Origin of the sequence: Arthrobacter rhizosphaerae (genome assembly GCF_023062595.1) — a bacterium.
GTDB lineage: Bacteria > Actinomycetota > Actinomycetes > Actinomycetales > Micrococcaceae > Arthrobacter > Arthrobacter rhizosphaerae.
In genome coordinates this window covers 66,653-83,021 of sequence record NZ_JALLAN010000021.1, presented here as the reverse complement: position 1 = coordinate 83,021, position 16,369 = coordinate 66,653, and the positions used below count along the sequence as shown (strand labels likewise).

Genomic DNA, 16,369 nt, shown 5'->3' with positions numbered 1-16,369 from the left:
TAAGCGCCGACGGCGGCCCGGCCACCAAAGGGTGACCGGACCGCCGTCGGCGTTTAGCTGAAGCTAAGCCCGCGCAGGCAAATAACCCACACGCTCAAGAATTACAGGTTAAGCGAGCACGCTGAGTTTGCTGGCGCTCCTGCCGAAAGTGGCGTTATCTACAGAAAGCTTGCCCGCGCCGGTAAGGGCAACGGCAGCGGCGGCTGTTGCGAGGAGCAGCACAAGTTCATAACCGCCTGCAGCAGCAAAGACGCCCGCGGGGGCGTGAACCAGGAAGAGCGCACCGAGCATGTCAACGGCAAGCAGGGCTGCGAAGATGCGGGTCAGAACGCCAAGGATGAGGGCAATTCCGCCGACCAGTTCCAAGGTGGCCACAACAGGGGCGGCAAGGTCGGCAGCGGGAACACCCATTTTGGCGAACGAAGCCTGGGTTCCGGCGATGGTGAACTCACTGAATTTCTGCCAGCCATGGGCAGCGAAGAGAAAACCTGCAATAACGCGCAGGGCGGTCAGGGCTGTTGTGGTCAGGTTGGATTGGTTCATATTCTTGTCACCGTTTTCGTAGGGGCCATGAGGGTCAGTCGGTAGACGATTGGCCTGCGGTTGGTTCGACCCCGAGTCTTCCGCACTAATACTTGAACTGTCAACTAAATCGTAGTGAACTGTGGCGCAAAACATGCCGGTACGCTGAATTCCGTGCCAAAAACTCCTTCCGTCAACCGGGCAGAGCCAACCACCGGTCACCGCCGTGAGATTTTACGGCTGGCAGTGCCCGCATTCGGGGCTTTGATTGCTGAGCCGTTGTTCCTTCTCGCGGACTCCGCCATTGTCGGCCACCTGGGCGTGGCTGAGCTGGCGGGAGTTGGATTGGCGACTGCAGTTCTGCACACGGCAGTGGGTTTGATGGTCTTTCTGGCCTACTCCACAACTCCAGCGGTGGCACGGGCCATCGGTGACGGGAAACTCCCTAAGGCGCTGGCTGCAGGACGTGATGGAGTGTGGCTCGCTCTTGGACTTGGGACCATCCTGGCTGCCGCGGGGTCTGTCTTCGCAGCACCCGTTCTGGAACTGATGGGGGCCCGCGGTGCAGTCCTGGATTTCGCTGTTGACTACCTCCGCTGGTCCATGCCCGGACTTGTAGCCATGCTGCTCATCTTTGCGGGAACCGGGGTCCTGCGCGGCTTGCAGGACACCAGAACGCCGTTAGTGGTGGCGACCGTGGGGTTCGGTTTGAACATCGTCCTGAACCTTGTGCTGGTGTACGGTCTCGGTCTCTCAGTGATGGGTTCCGCCTTGGGAACAAGCATCGCGCAGTGGGCCATGGCCATTGTTTATGTCGTGAAGCTGGAACGCAAAGGGCGCGAGCACGGGATCTCCCTCCTTCCCAGCTGGAGCGGTATTGGCGCCATGACCACCATCAGTTCCTGGTTGATGCTGCGGACGCTAAGCCTTCGCGTGGCAATCCTGGCGACCGTCCTGGTGGTCACCTCGCAGGGACCCGTGAACCTTGCAGCGCACCAGTTGGCCATGACCATCTTCACGTTTTTCGCCTTCGCACTTGATGCCCTGGCCATCGCCGCACAGGCCCTGATAGGCAAGGAGCTTGGGGCTGCCCGGGCGGCCAAGGCACGGCAGCTTACGGCAACCATGATCCGCTGGGGCGTCGGCTTTGGAGTCCTGACCGGAGCCCTCTTGGCGGCGGCGGCCCCTTGGGCGGGCGCTTTGTTCACCTCCGACGACGATGTCCGCTCAGCCCTGATGCTGGCCTTGTGGGTCCTTGCCCTCGGACAGCCGCTGGCGGGATACGTCTTCGTTCTCGATGGTGTCCTCATCGGAGCCGGCGATGCGAAGTACCTGGCGATTGCCGGCGTCGTTAATCTGGTGTTTTACGTGCCGATGCTTCTGGCTGTTGCGTTCTGGGCGGCCGACGGCGCAGAGGCGCTGGTGTGGCTCTGGGCTGCCTTCGCGCTGGGCTACATGCTTGCCCGCGCTGTAACCCTTGCCCTGCGCGCCCGAGGCGACCGCTGGATGGTTCTTGGATCGCGCTGACAAGTGGCTGGAACGGTCGGTCGGGTCTCCGGGCCGCACTAAACTGGACGCGTGACTGTACCCGCAACTCCTGCTGAGCCTGCTGCCCCTGTCCCGTCGGCCGACCTTTGGAAGCCGGTTCTCACGAGGGCAGGAGTCGCGCTGGTCTTCGGTGCGGTGACCATCTTTTGGACGCAGCCATCGGTGCTGGTCCTCGGCGGCGCTGGCGGGCTGTATCTGGTGGCAACGGGACTTGCCCTCCTGTGGTCGGTCAGAAAGACCGGTTTCAGCCGCGTTGAACTGCCGGGGCGGCTCCTTGCGGCCGGTCCATCAATCATGACCGGGGCCGGTGTGGCTTTGCTGTTCCTGCCCGAAGACTTGATGTTCGGAGTATTTGCCGCAGTGGCATTGACGGTGGTGGGGGCCGTTGAGCTGTACGTGGGCATCCGGTATCGCCGCCATCCGCTGGGGCGCGACTGGGCTATTTCGGGTGTCATTGGCGTAGGAACCGCCGTGGCACTGCCGTTCTTCATTTCGTTGGGGGCGCACGCCCTGCTCGGGGTCGCTGGCGGTGGCGCCATTATTTCCGGAGTCCTATGGATTCTTGCCGGACTGACGCTTCGGTACGATGCGCGTGCTGTTTCCGCAAAGGCCGTAAACTAGGAGCAGGCTTCTACCTCGTGTAGAAAATTTAGTGTTAAACGTGACGACAAGTCAGTGGAGGAATCATCGTGCCAGACCAGAAACCAGGAGAGCCGCGCAACCTGCGGACCTCGGTGAAGGGACCGCTGATGTTTTCTGCGTTCTGGGCTGTGGTGGCGTTCATAGCAGTCCTGATCTTTGCCTCCGGAGGAAGTTCACGCTCGCCCCGTTTTGATCTTGCCCTGACGGGCGCCGGCATAGCCTTTATCGTTACCCTCGTCATCGCAGCCATGCTTTCCATGAGCTACAAGGACAACGCCGAGCACCTGGGTAAAGGATCCGGCGTGAATCTCAGTTCCAAAAAATCAGGCGGTCACGGCGGTTACCGGGCCGGTTCAGGAAACGGCACCACCGGAGCCACGGGAGCGACCGGCACTGAATCCGGTGATGGGCCCGAGCCCGACCGACTTTAGCACTGCCCACCCCGGCGGACCCGTCAACTGGATGTCGCCGCTTGGCGGGCGCGATATGCCGCAACGTGCGCCCGGTTGGCGCAGTTTCCGGTATCGCAGTAGCGCTTTGAGCGGTTGCGGCTGAGGTCCAGCACCACCGCATCGCAATCCTCGGCAGCGCAGACCAGCATCCGGTCCATCTCCTTGCTTCTGATGATGTCCACCAAGGCCATCGCCGCTTCCGTACTCATCCTGTCCGAGAGTGGCGCCTCCCTCGTGGTGGCATGGAGATGCCAGTCCCAGCCATCGTGTTTGATCAGTTGCGGGAGTGCGCTGGCGTCGCGAAGCAGCCTGTTAACAGTGGCGACGGCGGTGTCCTCGTCCGCCTCCCAAACCTCGGCCAGTTCTCGCCGGAGCGCGTGGATACTGGCCAATTCCGCTTCATCACGCGTCCTCGAGCCACTGAACCCTTCAGCTTCAAGGAAGGCGTCCAACTGCTCCACTGTGGCCAGATGCTCCTCACCATTGGCAGCGCTGTTGATGAGATTGACGACGGTTCGGAGAGCCACCTCCGTGTCAGGGGCAAAGATCACCTTGACTCCTTACTCTGGCTGAGCGTAATGTAATGACCATAACCCCACTTTACTCCTGACAGGAGGCAGCCCGTGCCTGCCGCAAACAACTCCGCCCCCGCCACAGCGAAGGACGCACGCCTGCCGCGGCCGGCCACGGGCTTTCTGGCTTCCGGCTTGGGAGTTGCCCTGTTTTCCTCTGCTGTTTTTGGAATCTCAGGTTCGTTCGGCAAAGCTTTGCTTGAAACGGGATGGACCCCCGGCGCCGCTGTTACGGCACGACTGACCGGAGCGGCCCTGATCCTCGCGATCCCCGCCATCCCGGCGCTTCATGGACGGTGGCATCAGCTGAAGGACAACTGGATCACCATCCTGCTGTTCGGACTGATCGGTGTGGCCGCCTGCCAGCTCTTCTATTTCAACGCCGTCGAAAGACTCTCGGTGGGTGTTGCCCTGCTGCTCGAATACCTGGCGCCGGTGCTGATCGTGTTGTGGCTCTGGGCTGCCAGCCGTCGTCGTCCGCGGCCTCTGACGATCGCCGGCACTTTGCTCTCGCTGGGGGGACTTGTCCTCGTCCTGGACCTCACTGGAGCCGTGAAAATCGACTTTATCGGCGTTCTGTGGGGGCTTGCGGCAGCAGTTTGCCTGGCAATCTACTTTTTCATCACGGCCAAAGAGAATGACACACTGCCCCCGATCGTCCTGGCCTCGAGCGGCCTGATGGTGGGCGCGGCCGTGATGTGGCTTGCGGCCGCGACCGGACTGTTGCCCATGACTTTCAGCACGGCCGACACGAAACTTGGCCCCTGGATCACGCCCTGGTGGGTGTCTGTGGCTGGATTGGTGGTCCTCGCCACCGTTCTGGCGTACGTTTCTGGCGTTATGGCTGCCCGTGCCCTGGGCTCAAAAGTTGCCTCGTTTGTGTCGCTGACGGAAGTGCTGTTCGCTGTCATCTGGGCCTGGCTGCTGCTGGGTGAACTTCCCGGTCCCATCCAGCTCTTGGGTGGCGCCCTGATTGTTGGCGGCGTAATTCTTGTTCGGCTGGACGAGCTTCGGCTCGGCGCCCTGGCGGCTCATGGTGCGGAGCCCTCGGTGGCTGCCCAGGTTCTGGACCACGCGAACGACGTCGAACCTCTTTGCCACACTGCTCCCGCTCCCTCGCTCAAGTCACTGGCAAAAAAGTAGGCAGACGGCAGAATGGCCCGGACGCTGGGCGTCCGGGCCATCATGTTTGCTCTGAAGCCTAGTGGGACTGAGAAGTGCTTTCCTGAGCGGTGGCGTTGTTCTTTGCCTTCTGGCCGGCTTCCTCAAGCGCCTGAATAACCCGGTTCAGAGCGGTGGTGTGCTCACCGTTCCAGTCGCGAATGAAGGCCTCGGCGTCCGGGCCCTTCCAGTCGACGGTGTTGACCTGGCCGGTGAGCCGGCTCTTCGTCTGCGCGATCTCCTGCGAGCCGTCCAGCAGTTTGCCGCCAAGCTGCCGCAGCGACTCTACATCTGCACCCCAAATAGCCATGTCTATCTCCTTCTTGTCAACGGATTCGATTCAACAATCGGCATCCCCAGCGGCCTCCGGCTGATCCGGAAGATCCATTACCTAGAAGCTATCCCGCATTCCAAAGAGTGTCGATGGGCACCGCTCCCCATGCACTGCTCCCCATCCCTTGCCGGCATTACCTGTTGTCCGGGCGGTGGGCGGGGGCGTGGATGTGGTTTCGGGGGGTCGATCCTAGGCGTTCCAGAGCCTAGCATGGACCTTATGTGCCGCAATATCAGGACCCTGCATAACTTTGAACCGCACGCCACACCAGATGAGGTTCAGGCCGCTGCGCTCCAGTATGTGCGCAAGATCAGTGGCAGCACCAAGCCGTCCAAAGCCAATGAAGAGGCGTTCAACCGGGCTGTGCACGAGATTGCCCACATTACCGAGCACCTCCTGGACGCCCTGGTGACGCATGCGCCGGCGAAGGATCGTGCCGAGGAGGCTGCCAAGGCCAGGGCGAAGGCGGCCATCCGCTACGGCACCGCCTGAACGCCGTCGCGCAGGCCCTACTTGGGTTCCGTTGCGCCGAAGCGGCGCAGCCTCAGGGAGTTGGCCACCACCAGCACTGAACTGGCTGCCATGGCCGCACCCGCGATCATGGGATTGAGAAGGCCCAGGGCTGCTACCGGAATCCCCACTGCGTTGTAAAAGAACGCCCAGAACAGGTTTGTTTTGATGGTGGACAACGTGCGACGCGAGAGCTCGATTGCCTGGGCCACCTGGCCGAGGTCGTTACCCATCACGGTGAGATCTGCCGCCTCGATGGCAACGTCCGTTCCTGAGCCCATTGCAATGCCAAGATCGGCCTGTGCCAGTGCAGCGGCGTCATTCACGCCGTCGCCCGCCATGGCCACCGTTGCCCCCGCAGCCTGCAACTGGCGGACAGCGTCCACTTTTCCTTCGGGCGTAACGCCCGCGTACACATCCTCAGGATTAATTCCGACGGCGGCAGCCACCTGGGCGGCCACGGCAGCGTTATCGCCGGTTAACAGGACAGGGCGCAAGCCCAGGTTGCGGAGCCGCTCGATGGCCGAGGCGGAACCAGGTTTGATGGTGTCGCGCAAAGCGATAATGCCTGCTACTTCTCCATCCACCGCCACCCAGATGACGGTGGCGCCCGACTCCTCTGCGGTCCTGAGGGCATCCCTCTGCTCCGAACTGACAGGCATGCCGTTCTCTTGGAGCCACCCGGTGCGGCCTGCCACCACATTGCGTCCGTCAACTGTTCCCAGCACTCCTCCGCCGGGAGCGGAGGCAAAGTGCTCGACGGCGGGCAGCCGACCGGCGTCGTCGTTACCCTTCGGACTGGAAGTGCCATGCGCCGGGCGTTCGGCTCCAACAGCGGAGCGTGCGGCAGCGGCGATGGCATGGGCGATCGGGTGCTCTGACGCGGCCTCCACCGCGCCGGCGAGGAGCAGAACGTCAGCGTCTGAGTGTCCGCCGAACGACTGGACCGAGTCCACGGCAAGTTGACCGGTGGTGACCGTTCCTGTTTTGTCCAGCAGGATGGTGTCCACGGTGCGGGTGTCCTCGAGGACCTGCGGGCCCCTGATCAGGATGCCCAGCTGCGCGCCGCGGCCAGTGCCTGTCAGCAGTCCGACCGGCGTGGCGAGTCCCAGGGCACACGGGCAGGCGATGACCAACACCGCGACGGCTGCCGTGAAGGCTGCCCGCAACTCGTCGTCGGAAATTTCGGGCCCGGCAGCAAGCAGCCACAGCGCGAACGTGACAGCAGCGATGACCAGGACGACGGGTACAAACACGGAGCTTATTCGATCCGCGAGGCGCGCGATCGGCGCCTTTCCGGTCTGGGCCTGGGAAACCAGCCGCCCCATCTGGGCCAAAGTGGTCTCGGAACCCACACGGGTGGCGCGCACCAACAGGCGCCCGGACGTATTGATTGTGGCACCCGTAACCAGACTGCCCGGAGCCACCTCAACCGGCACCGATTCGCCCGTTACCAAGGAAGCGTCAACAGCAGATACGCCTTCGATCACCTCGCCATCAGCGGCAATTTTCTCCCCGGGCCGGACGACGATGACGTCTCCCACCATGAGCTGGTCGGCGGGAAGGCGGTATTCCGTGCCGCCTTCCAGCACTGTTGCATCCTTGGCGCCGAGATTGAGCAGCGCCCGGAGGGCATCCCCGGCCTTCCGCTTCGCATTCGCTTCAAGGTACCGGCCGAGGAGCAGGAAAGTGGTAACCACTGACGCGACCTCGAAATACAGCCCGCCGGGGCCCATCTCCGCCATGCCAACGTGCTCGGTCATACGTGGGTCTATGAACAATTGCCAGGCCGAGAAGATGTAGGCAGCAATCACTCCGATGGAGACCAGCGTGTCCATGGTTGAGGCGAAGTGGCGGGCGTTGATAGCGGCAGCGCGGTGGAAAGGCCAGGCTGCCCAACTGACAACAGGCAAAGCGAGAACGCCCACAACCCAGCCCCAGTTGGCGAACTGGAAAGCCGGGAACATCGAAATCACAAACACCGGGAGCGTCAGCAGCGTGGCAAGTATCAACCTCGGTTTGAGAACATTCGCGGCGCCACCGGTCACATGCTCTGCATGCTCGGTCGTGCCTCCCTTAGACGCATGCTGCCGCATATGCCCGGCGTCGCCGCTCGTGGGCAGCTCACCTGAGCTGGTGCGCGGCAGCGTGCGTCTAAGGGAGGGCGCCGTTGGGGAGGTACGAGCGAGCACGCCGAGCGTATCGTTTCTGCGGCTGTCACCCTGGGAAGCTGTTGGCTCCCGGATGGTTGCTTTGTAGCCTGCTGCTGCGACTGTTGAGGTGATTTGTTCGTCTGTGATGCCGGCTGGGACTGTGACGTGGGCGGACTCCAGGGGCAGGTTGACAGAGGCCTCTACGCCGTCGAGCTTGCCTAGCTTCCGTTCCACCCGGCTGACGCAGGACGCGCAGGTCATCCCCTCGATATCGAGTTCAATCACCCGGCTTCCGGGTTGGTTCAGCAATTGCTCGTTACTCACAGTGGTGTCCTCGGGGATTGGTGGTTCGGGCTGAAGCGGGCGTCGCGGGAGCAGTAAGCTCTCAGGCGTTAGTAGCCACCACCAGATACCCGGCTTCCGCCACAGCCTCACCGATCTCCGATGCTGAGAGCTCCTTTTCGGAAGTGACAGTGACGGTGGAGATGCCCCCCGCGTTGAGGTCGATGTCGACGTTTTCCACGCCTTCCAAGGACTCCAGTTCCTCGCTGACGGCCGAGACACAGTGGCCGCAGGTCATACCGGATACATTGACGATGGTGGAAACGGGGCTCATAGTTGTGTCCTTCGCGTTGGAATTAGCCGACGTGCTGTGATTCATCAGCCGGATGGTGTGGTGGGTCTGATTGCCGTTACCGCAGCAGGCGCCCGATGGCATCCGTGGCCTCCTTGACTTTGAATTCGATGGCTTCTGCACGCAAAGCAGCGTCAGGCTCTCCAGCGGCGCCTACAACGCAATGGCCAATATGCTCCTCAACCAGTCCCAGGCTGACGGCGTGCAGGGCTTTCGTGACGGCGGAAACCTGAGTCAGGATGTCAATGCAGTACTTGTCTTCGTCAACCATCCGCGCGATTCCGCGGACCTGCCCTTCGATGCGCTTAAGCCGGCGCAAGTACGCCTCCTTGTTGGAGGTATAGCCGTGTTGATGCTGAGGCTCCGCGTCCGCAAGGCCCGTGACAGCTTCTTCAGGTGCGTTCATATGGCCAACGTATACCCGGTGGGGGTATGTGGTCAAGTACCCCCAGGGGGTATGCGGCGGGTCAGTGGACAAAAAGGAGCTCCGGAGTGCGTTATTGGGGGATACGCACTCCGGAGCCGTCTATGGGCAGGCTCTTCTTTGTGCCTGCGAATTCCAGCATACTGTCCGATGTTGGCGTATACCAGCAGCCGGAATTAGTACTTTCACTTTATTTACACAATGTGCTCGATCGGCCTCGGAGTGGGCATCACAACCGGTGCGAATGTGTACATCTGAAGCAGATGGAACAGCCGCTGCTGCCTATTCCGGAAGTTCCCGGTGCGCTCCAACGTGCGGAGGCACCACCAGGACCGGGTGCTCTTGGTGGTGGGTTAGCCATGCGGCGACGGATCCATTGAGCACCTCAGAGATCCTGTGGACGAGGCCGCGTTCACTGGTGCCGACGATGATCATGGAAGCGTGGGCTTCCGCTGCCAGTCTGCCGAGGGCCCGGGCGGGATCGCCGGCAAGAATGCGCAACGTCCACGTAATGCCTGTGTCCTCACAGATGGCGGCGACCTTGGCCTGCAGTTCCTCCGTCACAGAGCGGATTTCGGCGTCGTCCGCGTCAGGGTGCAATGACAATCTGTGGGCAGAGCGGGCGGGATCCCACTCCACCAGGTAGCTTGCCTCGTCCACGTAACTACAGATCAACGGGGCATTGAGCCTACCGGCCAGTGCGGCGGCCGTATTGAGCACCTCCGGGTGTTGGCCGGGAAGGACGCCGACTACCAAGGGGGCCTGACTGCTGGACGGTTCCGGGGGCATACCTCATTGTGACTCTGCCGATCCGGCTTGAACAGCACCGACGGCGCCCTACTCAAGAGGATGCGTCTGGCCTAGCATCACCTTTATGGAAGACGTCGTTGCGGCTACTGAACAAATCGAGGATTTTTTCGCCCGCTACACTGGCTATCTCACGGCAGGGGACATCGAAGGCCTCGTGGGCAGTTACAACTACCCGGCCCTTGCCGTTACAGCCATGGGCTGCCTTGCGGTCACCGAACCCCAGCAATCCAGGGATTTCTTCAATCAGGGGCAGCAGTTTTACCGCTCGCGCGGGATCCAGGGCGTCCGCGCCCGCGACGTTATTACCGACGTCGAAGTTCCAGGCATCTGGGTGGGACGCGTGGTGCTCGAGAATCTTGACTCCTCGGGTTCCGCTGTTGGCGTTGAAAACAATGCCTACCAGGTTGTCACCGCTCCTGACGGCAGCCGCCGGATTGCGGTCTCGACCCCACTGGACGCTTACGGTCCGGACCAGTCCGAGGGCGCCGGACAGCAAGCCTAGGTCGCGTCGGCTCGGGATGAGTTGTCCTCGCAGGACATTGTCCGCCGCCATCAACCGGCCTAACGTTGAGGCATAGGAGAGGTGGACGTTGATGCAAATCTTTATGTGGTGGCTTGATCTGGATCTTGACAGCAAGGAGTGGCTCCGCGAGAACCTGCGCGCCGAAGAACTCCCGCTTCCTGTGCTTCAAGGGATTGCCGAAGCAGGGGGACCGCACCCCGACTCGCCCAGGAATGTACTGACTGAAGCTGACTGGGACTTCATCGAGACGCAATCGGAGTTCGTCGACTGATCTGCCGCCGCTGGTGCCTGGAAACCATTGCCTCCTCACTGCTTGAGTGGTTGCATGGTGGGCATGGCAACCGCAGAGCGTTATATCTTGGCGATCGGAACCAAAAAAGGCCTCTGGCTGGCGAACAGTGAGGACCGGAAGCAGTGGTCTCTTTCCGGCCCGCATTTCCTGATGAGTGAGATTCCCAGCATCGGAATCGACACCCGGGACGGCCGGACCAGGATCATGGTGGGTGTTCGTTCAGAGCATTGGGGACCAACTGTCGCCCACTCCGACGATCTTGGCCAAACCTGGACCGAGCCCGAGCAAGGCGCCATAAAGTTTCCCGAGGGCACTGATGCGGCCTTGGAGCGTATTTGGCAGATTTATCCTGACGCAGAGTCACGCCCGGGGGTGGTCTGGGCGGGTGCGGAGCCCATCTCAGTCTGGAAATCGACCGACGGCGGCGAGCACTTCGAGCTGAACCGGGGGCTGTGGGACCATCCCCACCGTGGGGAATGGGGAGCTGGCTACGGGGGCGCTGCTGCCCACTCCATCGTGGTCAATCCGGCCGGGGACAATGTCCACGTGGCCATGAGTACCGGCGGCGTTTACCGCTCACTCGACGGCGGTACCTCCTGGGAGCCCCGGAACAAGGGTATTACCGCTCGCTTTATGCCCGATCCCAACCCGGAATTCGGCCAATGCGTCCACAAGATTGCCGCTGATCCCGCCGTTGGGGGCCGCTTGTACGCACAAAACCACCACGGCGTCTACCGGACAGACAACAACGGAGACACGTGGGAGTCCATCGCTGAAGGACTGCCTGCCGACTTCGGATTCGTCATGCTGACGCATCCGCGCAGGGAAGGTACTGCCTGGGTGGTTCCCCTCAAGGCCGACGGCGAGAGGATCCCGCCGGACGGGAATCTGGCCGTGCATCGGACCGACGACGCCGGCAGTTCCTGGAAACGTTTGGATTCCGGGTTGCCGCACCGGGAATACAACGCGGTCCTCCGGGACGCTGCGTCCGTGGATTCCGCAGAACCCGCCGGCGTGTACTTCGGAACGCGTGGCGGCTCGGTCTATGCCAGCGCCGACGAGGGAGAAACGTTCAGCGAGGTAGCATCGCATTTGCCCGACGTGTTGTGCGTACGGGCCGCGGTGGTTTCCCATGCCGGGTAAGGACCCAGGTAAGGATTCCCGAGGGTGAGTCATTGAGTGAGATCAGCGTTTTGTTGCCCAGCGTTCTGCAGCCACTCGCCGGCGGGCAGTCCGTACTGACTGCGCCCGTGGACGGAGCGGTGACTGTGGGGTGGTTGCTGGATGCAGTGACCGGGGAGTACCCGGTGCTCGGGAGACGGCTGCGGGATGAAACCGGTGCCCTCCGCCGCTACGTGAATATTTACGTGAACGGGGATGAGGTCCGGCGTCTTCAGGGCCTGGAAACCGAGGTGGCTGCTGGACAGGAAGTGCTGGTAATCCAGTCCGTCGCCGGCGGTTGAGCTGTCAATGGAAGGGTTGAGCTGTCAATGGAAGCCGTAAAGTGCCTCAGGCAACCCGCCACACACTGCATTCGTCTGCGCTGATTGCCTTACGCATACCGCTGACGTGGTCCATGATCCATACGACGCCTATTCCCGGCGCTGTCTCCTGAACCCTCCCCCTGCGGATTACGACGTCGTCATAGCCGGGACCTACTGACAGGCGGGCTTCAATCTCGTCGCCACGATGCAACTGGTCAAGGGCACGAACGCGGGTTATATGGGCTTTGGCTTCCTTCAACATGGCTGGCCTCCTGGGTTGGAGCTGGCACCGGCTGTTCCGGCACTTCCAGTGTGCCGCCCCATTATTGCCTAGGCGTTTCACGACGGTAAGCGCTGGGTTAGTTTTCTGCGCCTCCCTTGTTTCCTGGTGCTCCGCTTCGCTCACGGCTACAGAATCCGGCGGTCCTCCGGGTGCTGGAGCCTGAACCACCGGAAGCCGAAACGGTCCAGCTGAAGTTCGAACCCGCCGTCGTCCTCCACATCGATGTCCTCGCCGTCCAGCAGGTCCAGCAGGACAGTTCCCGCGTAGCTTCGTTCGGGCTCATTGGGCGATGCCACGCTGGCGATCAGGGCAGCAGGTTGCGAGCCCATATTGTGGGCCAGAACCAGGGTGGAACCATCGCTGGTGCAGCGGTGGAGCAGAACCCGTGGATGCGGCTGCTCAATCACCTCGAAGCGGCCCCAGCCCAACTCGGGACTTTCGCGATAGCGCTGGATGAGCGTGGCCATGAAGTTCCACAGCGAATCGGGATCGCGTTTGGCGCCTGCGGCGTTGATGTTTTTTGGCCCAAAATATCCTTCCACGACGGGTGCCACCAGTTGCTCCGCGGGGGCTGTAGAGAAGCCTCCGTTCCGGGTTTCGTTCCACTGCATGGGGGAGCGGACGGCGCCCCGTCCCTTGATCTGGAGGTTTTCGCCCATCCCGATTTCCTCGCCGTAGAAGAGAACGGGGGTGCCGGGCAAGGAGAACAGCAGCGAGTAGACCATGCGGATCCTGGCCGGATCACCGTTGAGCATGGTGGGCAGACGGCGACGAAGTCCGCGCCCGTACATCTGCATGTCCTCCTCCGGTCCAAAGGCGGCAAACACCTCTGCGCGTTCGGTGTCGCTGAGCTTGTCCAGGGTCAGTTCGTCATGATTGCGGACAAACATGGCCCACTGGTTGTCCGGATGGATGGCAGGCCGGCCAGCCAGAGTTTTTGCCAACGGACGTGCGTCCTCCCGTGCCAGGGAGAGGTACATGCTCTGCATCGTCAGAAAGTCGAACTGCATATTCAGTTCATTGCCCTCGGGTCCGCCGAAGTACTTCAGCTGCTCCTTGTAGGGCAGATTGACCTCTCCCAACAGCACGGCGCTCCCGTTGCGCCTGTTGAGGAAGCTGCGCAGTGCGCTCAGGTAGTCGTGGGGATCGGTCCTTGCTGCCTCGTCCTCGGGCTCTCCGCGGAGCTCCAGGAAAAAGGGAACTGCGTCCAACCGGAAACCATCGAGTCCAACCTGGAGCCAGAAGCCCATGGACTTGGCAATTTCGTCCCGGACCTTCGGATTTGCCACGTTGAGGTCCGGCTGGTGCTTGGCGAACATGTGGAGGTACCACTCATCCGTGGCTGAGTCCTGGGTCCAGATGGCTGTTTCCTCTCCCGGAAAAACCACCTGGTCAGAAGTGTCAGGCGGAGTATCGCTGCGCCAGACGTAGTAGTCGCGGTACGGGTTGTCCACGGACTTGCGGGCTTCCTTGAACCACGGGTGCTGGTCAGAGGTGTGGTTGATGACGAAGTCGGCGATGACCCGCATTCCCCGGTCTTTGGCTGCCCTGATGAACTCCACCACGTCCCCCAGCGTTCCCAGGCGTGGATCCACACCATAGAACCCAGTGACGTCATAGCCGTCATCCCGATCGGGGGAGGGATAAAAGGGCATAAGCCAGATGCAGGTCACGCCCAGTGCGGCCAGATAGTCCACGCGCTGGGTCAGGCCGCCGAAATCACCGGTGCCGTCGCCGTCGTTATCGAAGAAAGTCTCTGGGTCTACGCAGTAGATCACGGCGTTCTTCCACCAAAGATCTGAAGTTTGTGCGATCCTCACGGCGAAACCTCCTGATCGACGGTGAGAGGGCTGCGGGCTCCGGCGCTCTTCGATCCCCGGAGTTGGGGCAGGACCCGCTCGGCGAAGGTGTTGATGAACGGTTCCTGATGCTGGCCGACGAAGTGCAGATACAGCTCGTCAAAACCAAGGTCTACGTATTCCTGCAGCCAGGCAGCGTGCTGGGCTGTGTCCGCGGAAACGTTCACCACCTTGCGGATCTGCTCCTCTCCCACGGCCGCGCTGACGCCGTCAAAATGCGCGGCCGTTGGCAGATCCCAGATCACGGGCGGAGAGAAGACATTCGAGTGCCACTGGTCCAGGGCGATGGCCACCGCCTCCTCTTCGCGCTCCGCCCAAGACAAATGCACCTGGAGCACTGCCTTGCCCCGGCCGCCGTTATCCCGGTAAGCCGCGAGCATTTCCTGGAGTTTTTCAGCAGGCTGGTTGACGGTGACCAGCCCGTCAGCCCACGCGGCGGAACGACGCGCGGTGTCCACGCTCACGGCAGGCGCAATCAGCAAGGGCTTGATCTCCGGAACATCCCAGAGCTTTGCCTGCTGCACGGTGACCACCCCGTGGTGCGTGACCTCTTCGCCCGCATGCAGGCGGCGAATGATCTCAACGCATTCCTCGAGTCGTTGCTGGCGGACCTCTTTCGGAGGCCAGGGGTCACCGGTAACGTGCTCGTTCATGTTTTCGCCGGACCCGGGGGCCAGCCAGAACCTGCCGGGAAACATGTCCGCAAGGGTTGCTGACGCATGGGCAATGATCGTTGGGTGATAGCGCTGGCCAGGTGCTGTGACCACACCGAAGCGCAGGGATGTGGTGGCGAGTGCTGCCCCCAACCAGGACCACGCAAAGCCGGAGTGCCCTTGGCTTGCTGACCAGGGTTCGATGTGGTCCGAGCACATTGCCGCGTCGAACCCTGCTTTCTCCGCCAACTGGACATCCTTCAAGAGCCGGCCTGGACTGATCTGTTCATGCGATGCGTGGAATCCGAAGGTAGCCATCGTTAAGGTCTACCGTCGCTGGCCGTCGGATGTCGAGGATTTCACGAGCCCTGTTGCTGCGCTTGGAGATGAGGCGCGGAGGGGTAGCGCTGAGCGGGTGTCCGGGCAAGAATGGGCCTCATGCAGCTGCCTGTCATGCCCCCTGTCGCCCCCATGCTCGCCAAATCCGTGACCGCCATCCCCGACGGCAACCTGAGTTACGAGCCGAAGTGGGACGGATTCCGGTCCATCATTTTCCGCGACGGAGAGGAAGTGGAAATCGGCAGCCGCAACGGAAAACCCATGACCCGCTATTTCCCCGAACTTGTTGAAGCCCTGAAAGCCAACCTGCCGCCCCGTTGCGTGCTCGACGGCGAAATCATCCTGGTGGGAGCATCCGGGGACCGCCTCGACTTTGATGCCCTCCAGCAGCGGATCCACCCCGCCGCGAGCCGGGTAAAGCTGCTGTCCGAGCAGACACCTGTGAAGTTTGTGGCCTTCGACCTGCTGGCCCTGGAGGACCAGGACTTCACCAGCCAGCCGTTCTCCCAACGGCGCGCTGCCTTGGAAGAGGCGCTTTCCGGTGCCGACGCCCCGATCCATCTCACCGCCGTCACGCACGACAAGACGAGGGCCGAGCAGTGGTTCCATCAGTTTGAGGGTGCAGGCCTTGACGGCATCATCGCCAAACCCATGGAGGGCAAGTACCAGCCGGATAAGCGGACAATGTTCAAGGTTAAGCACGCCCGGACAGCTGACTGCGTCCTGGCCGGATACCGGGTGCATACCAGCGGGACGGACGTCATCGGCTCCCTGCTGCTGGGGCTTTATAACGACGACGGCGTGCTGGCGAGTGTCGGGGTGGTGGGCGCCTTTCCCATGAAGCGCCGCAAGGAACTTTTCGAGGAACTGCAGCCCCTCGTCACTGATTTCGAAGACCACCCCTGGGCGTGGGCGAAACAGGAGGAAGGCAAGCGAACCCCGCGCAACGCCGAGGGCAGCCGATGGAGTGCAGGCAAAGATCTGTCCTTTACGCCTCTCCGGCCGGAGCGCGTCCTGGAGGTTGCCTATGACCACATGGAAGGCGAGCGTTTCCGTCACGTGGCACAGTTCGTCCGCTGGCGCCCGGACAGGGATCCCCGGTCCTGCACCTATGACCAGCTCGAAGAACCCGTTAATTATGATCTGGCAGAGGTGCTGGCCACCAAGCCCTAGC

20 protein-coding genes are annotated in these 16,369 nt (G+C 62.0%); 10 read left to right on the top strand and 10 right to left on the bottom strand.

Annotation, left to right across the window (positions count from 1 at the left end; all coding sequences use genetic code 11):
* Positions 1 to 108: 108 nt before the first annotated feature.
* Positions 109 to 543, bottom strand: a complete 435-nt coding sequence (locus MU551_RS21305) for a DoxX family protein (RefSeq protein ID WP_247048555.1) — start codon at positions 541 to 543, stop codon at positions 109 to 111.
* A 153-nt stretch (positions 544 to 696) separates the two neighbouring features.
* Here MU551_RS21305 and MU551_RS21300 point away from each other — a divergent pair, with 153 nt between their 5' ends.
* From MU551_RS21300 to MU551_RS21290, 3 genes are all read left to right on the top strand, one after another.
* Positions 697 to 2,049 carry an MATE family efflux transporter gene (locus MU551_RS21300; RefSeq protein ID WP_247048554.1) on the top strand — a complete coding sequence of 451 codons (1,353 nt, stop codon included), beginning with the start codon at positions 697 to 699 and terminating at the stop codon, positions 2,047 to 2,049.
* A gap of 51 nt (positions 2,050 to 2,100) precedes the next feature.
* Complete coding sequence (locus MU551_RS21295) at positions 2,101 to 2,691, top strand: hypothetical protein (protein ID WP_247048553.1); 591 nt, start codon at positions 2,101 to 2,103, stop codon at positions 2,689 to 2,691.
* Positions 2,692 to 2,759: 68 nt separating this feature from the next.
* The gene (locus MU551_RS21290; protein WP_247048552.1) at positions 2,760 to 3,143 is read left to right on the top strand and encodes a hypothetical protein; all 384 of its coding nucleotides are present in this window, start codon (positions 2,760 to 2,762) and stop codon (positions 3,141 to 3,143) included.
* Between the two features lie 23 nt (positions 3,144 to 3,166).
* Here MU551_RS21290 and MU551_RS21285 read toward each other — a convergent pair whose 3' ends face one another.
* Entirely contained in the window at positions 3,167 to 3,715 is a 549-nt protein-coding gene (locus MU551_RS21285) for a CGNR zinc finger domain-containing protein (RefSeq protein WP_247048551.1), read from the bottom strand.
* A 72-nt stretch (positions 3,716 to 3,787) separates the two neighbouring features.
* Between MU551_RS21285 and MU551_RS21280 the strand changes: the two genes are divergently transcribed.
* Positions 3,788 to 4,879 carry an EamA family transporter gene (locus tag MU551_RS21280; RefSeq protein ID WP_372489906.1) on the top strand — a complete coding sequence of 364 codons (1,092 nt, stop codon included), beginning with the start codon at positions 3,788 to 3,790 and terminating at the stop codon, positions 4,877 to 4,879.
* A gap of 58 nt (positions 4,880 to 4,937) precedes the next feature.
* Here MU551_RS21280 and MU551_RS21275 read toward each other — a convergent pair whose 3' ends face one another.
* On the bottom strand, positions 4,938 to 5,207 hold the full coding sequence (locus tag MU551_RS21275) for a WXG100 family type VII secretion target (protein WP_247048550.1): 270 nt from the start codon (positions 5,205 to 5,207) through the stop codon (positions 4,938 to 4,940).
* A 243-nt stretch (positions 5,208 to 5,450) separates the two neighbouring features.
* On the opposite strand from MU551_RS21275, the gene MU551_RS21270 reads away from it, so the two are divergent.
* Complete coding sequence (locus MU551_RS21270; RefSeq protein WP_247048560.1) at positions 5,451 to 5,723, top strand: DUF2277 domain-containing protein; 273 nt, start codon at positions 5,451 to 5,453, stop codon at positions 5,721 to 5,723.
* Positions 5,724 to 5,740: 17 nt separating this feature from the next.
* On the opposite strand, the gene MU551_RS21265 is transcribed toward MU551_RS21270, so the two are convergent.
* From MU551_RS21265 to MU551_RS21250, 4 genes are all read right to left on the bottom strand, one after another.
* The gene (locus MU551_RS21265; protein WP_247048549.1) at positions 5,741 to 8,218 is read right to left on the bottom strand and encodes a heavy metal translocating P-type ATPase; all 2,478 of its coding nucleotides are present in this window, start codon (positions 8,216 to 8,218) and stop codon (positions 5,741 to 5,743) included.
* A gap of 61 nt (positions 8,219 to 8,279) precedes the next feature.
* A complete protein-coding gene (locus tag MU551_RS21260; RefSeq protein WP_247048548.1) occupies positions 8,280 to 8,510 on the bottom strand; it encodes a heavy-metal-associated domain-containing protein in 231 nt (76 codons plus the stop codon).
* A gap of 76 nt (positions 8,511 to 8,586) precedes the next feature.
* Positions 8,587 to 8,934 (bottom strand): metal-sensitive transcriptional regulator, encoded by a 348-nt coding sequence (locus MU551_RS21255; RefSeq protein ID WP_247048547.1) that lies wholly within the window; start codon positions 8,932 to 8,934, stop codon positions 8,587 to 8,589.
* A 300-nt stretch (positions 8,935 to 9,234) separates the two neighbouring features.
* Positions 9,235 to 9,741: a universal stress protein gene (locus MU551_RS21250; protein ID WP_247048546.1), complete on the bottom strand. Its 507-nt coding sequence runs from the start codon at positions 9,739 to 9,741 to the stop codon at positions 9,235 to 9,237.
* Positions 9,742 to 9,826: 85 nt separating this feature from the next.
* Between MU551_RS21250 and MU551_RS21245 the strand changes: the two genes are divergently transcribed.
* The 4 genes from MU551_RS21245 (at position 9,827) to MU551_RS21230 (ending at position 12,040) form a co-directional block, all read left to right on the top strand.
* The gene (locus MU551_RS21245; RefSeq protein ID WP_247048545.1) at positions 9,827 to 10,264 is read left to right on the top strand and encodes a DUF6841 family protein; all 438 of its coding nucleotides are present in this window, start codon (positions 9,827 to 9,829) and stop codon (positions 10,262 to 10,264) included.
* A 91-nt stretch (positions 10,265 to 10,355) separates the two neighbouring features.
* On the top strand, positions 10,356 to 10,556 hold the full coding sequence (locus MU551_RS21240; RefSeq protein ID WP_247048544.1) for a hypothetical protein: 201 nt from the start codon (positions 10,356 to 10,358) through the stop codon (positions 10,554 to 10,556).
* Positions 10,557 to 10,610: 54 nt separating this feature from the next.
* Entirely contained in the window at positions 10,611 to 11,720 is a 1,110-nt protein-coding gene (locus MU551_RS21235) for a WD40/YVTN/BNR-like repeat-containing protein (protein ID WP_247048543.1), read from the top strand.
* A gap of 32 nt (positions 11,721 to 11,752) precedes the next feature.
* A complete protein-coding gene (locus tag MU551_RS21230; protein ID WP_247048542.1) occupies positions 11,753 to 12,040 on the top strand; it encodes a MoaD/ThiS family protein in 288 nt (95 codons plus the stop codon).
* Between the two features lie 46 nt (positions 12,041 to 12,086).
* On the opposite strand, the gene MU551_RS21225 is transcribed toward MU551_RS21230, so the two are convergent.
* From MU551_RS21225 to MU551_RS21215, 3 genes are all read right to left on the bottom strand, one after another.
* Complete coding sequence (locus MU551_RS21225) at positions 12,087 to 12,323, bottom strand: hypothetical protein (protein ID WP_247048541.1); 237 nt, start codon at positions 12,321 to 12,323, stop codon at positions 12,087 to 12,089.
* Positions 12,324 to 12,469: 146 nt separating this feature from the next.
* Positions 12,470 to 14,164 carry an alpha-amylase family protein gene (locus MU551_RS21220; RefSeq protein WP_247048540.1) on the bottom strand — a complete coding sequence of 565 codons (1,695 nt, stop codon included), beginning with the start codon at positions 14,162 to 14,164 and terminating at the stop codon, positions 12,470 to 12,472.
* Positions 14,161 to 15,174 (bottom strand): TIGR03885 family FMN-dependent LLM class oxidoreductase, encoded by a 1,014-nt coding sequence (locus tag MU551_RS21215; protein WP_247048539.1) that lies wholly within the window; start codon positions 15,172 to 15,174, stop codon positions 14,161 to 14,163. Before MU551_RS21215 ends, MU551_RS21220 begins: the two co-directional genes overlap by 4 nt.
* 120 nt (positions 15,175 to 15,294) lie before the next feature.
* On the opposite strand from MU551_RS21215, the gene MU551_RS21210 reads away from it, so the two are divergent.
* Positions 15,295 to 16,368 (top strand): ATP-dependent DNA ligase, encoded by a 1,074-nt coding sequence (locus MU551_RS21210; protein WP_247048538.1) that lies wholly within the window; start codon positions 15,295 to 15,297, stop codon positions 16,366 to 16,368.
* Position 16,369 lies beyond the last annotated feature (1 nt).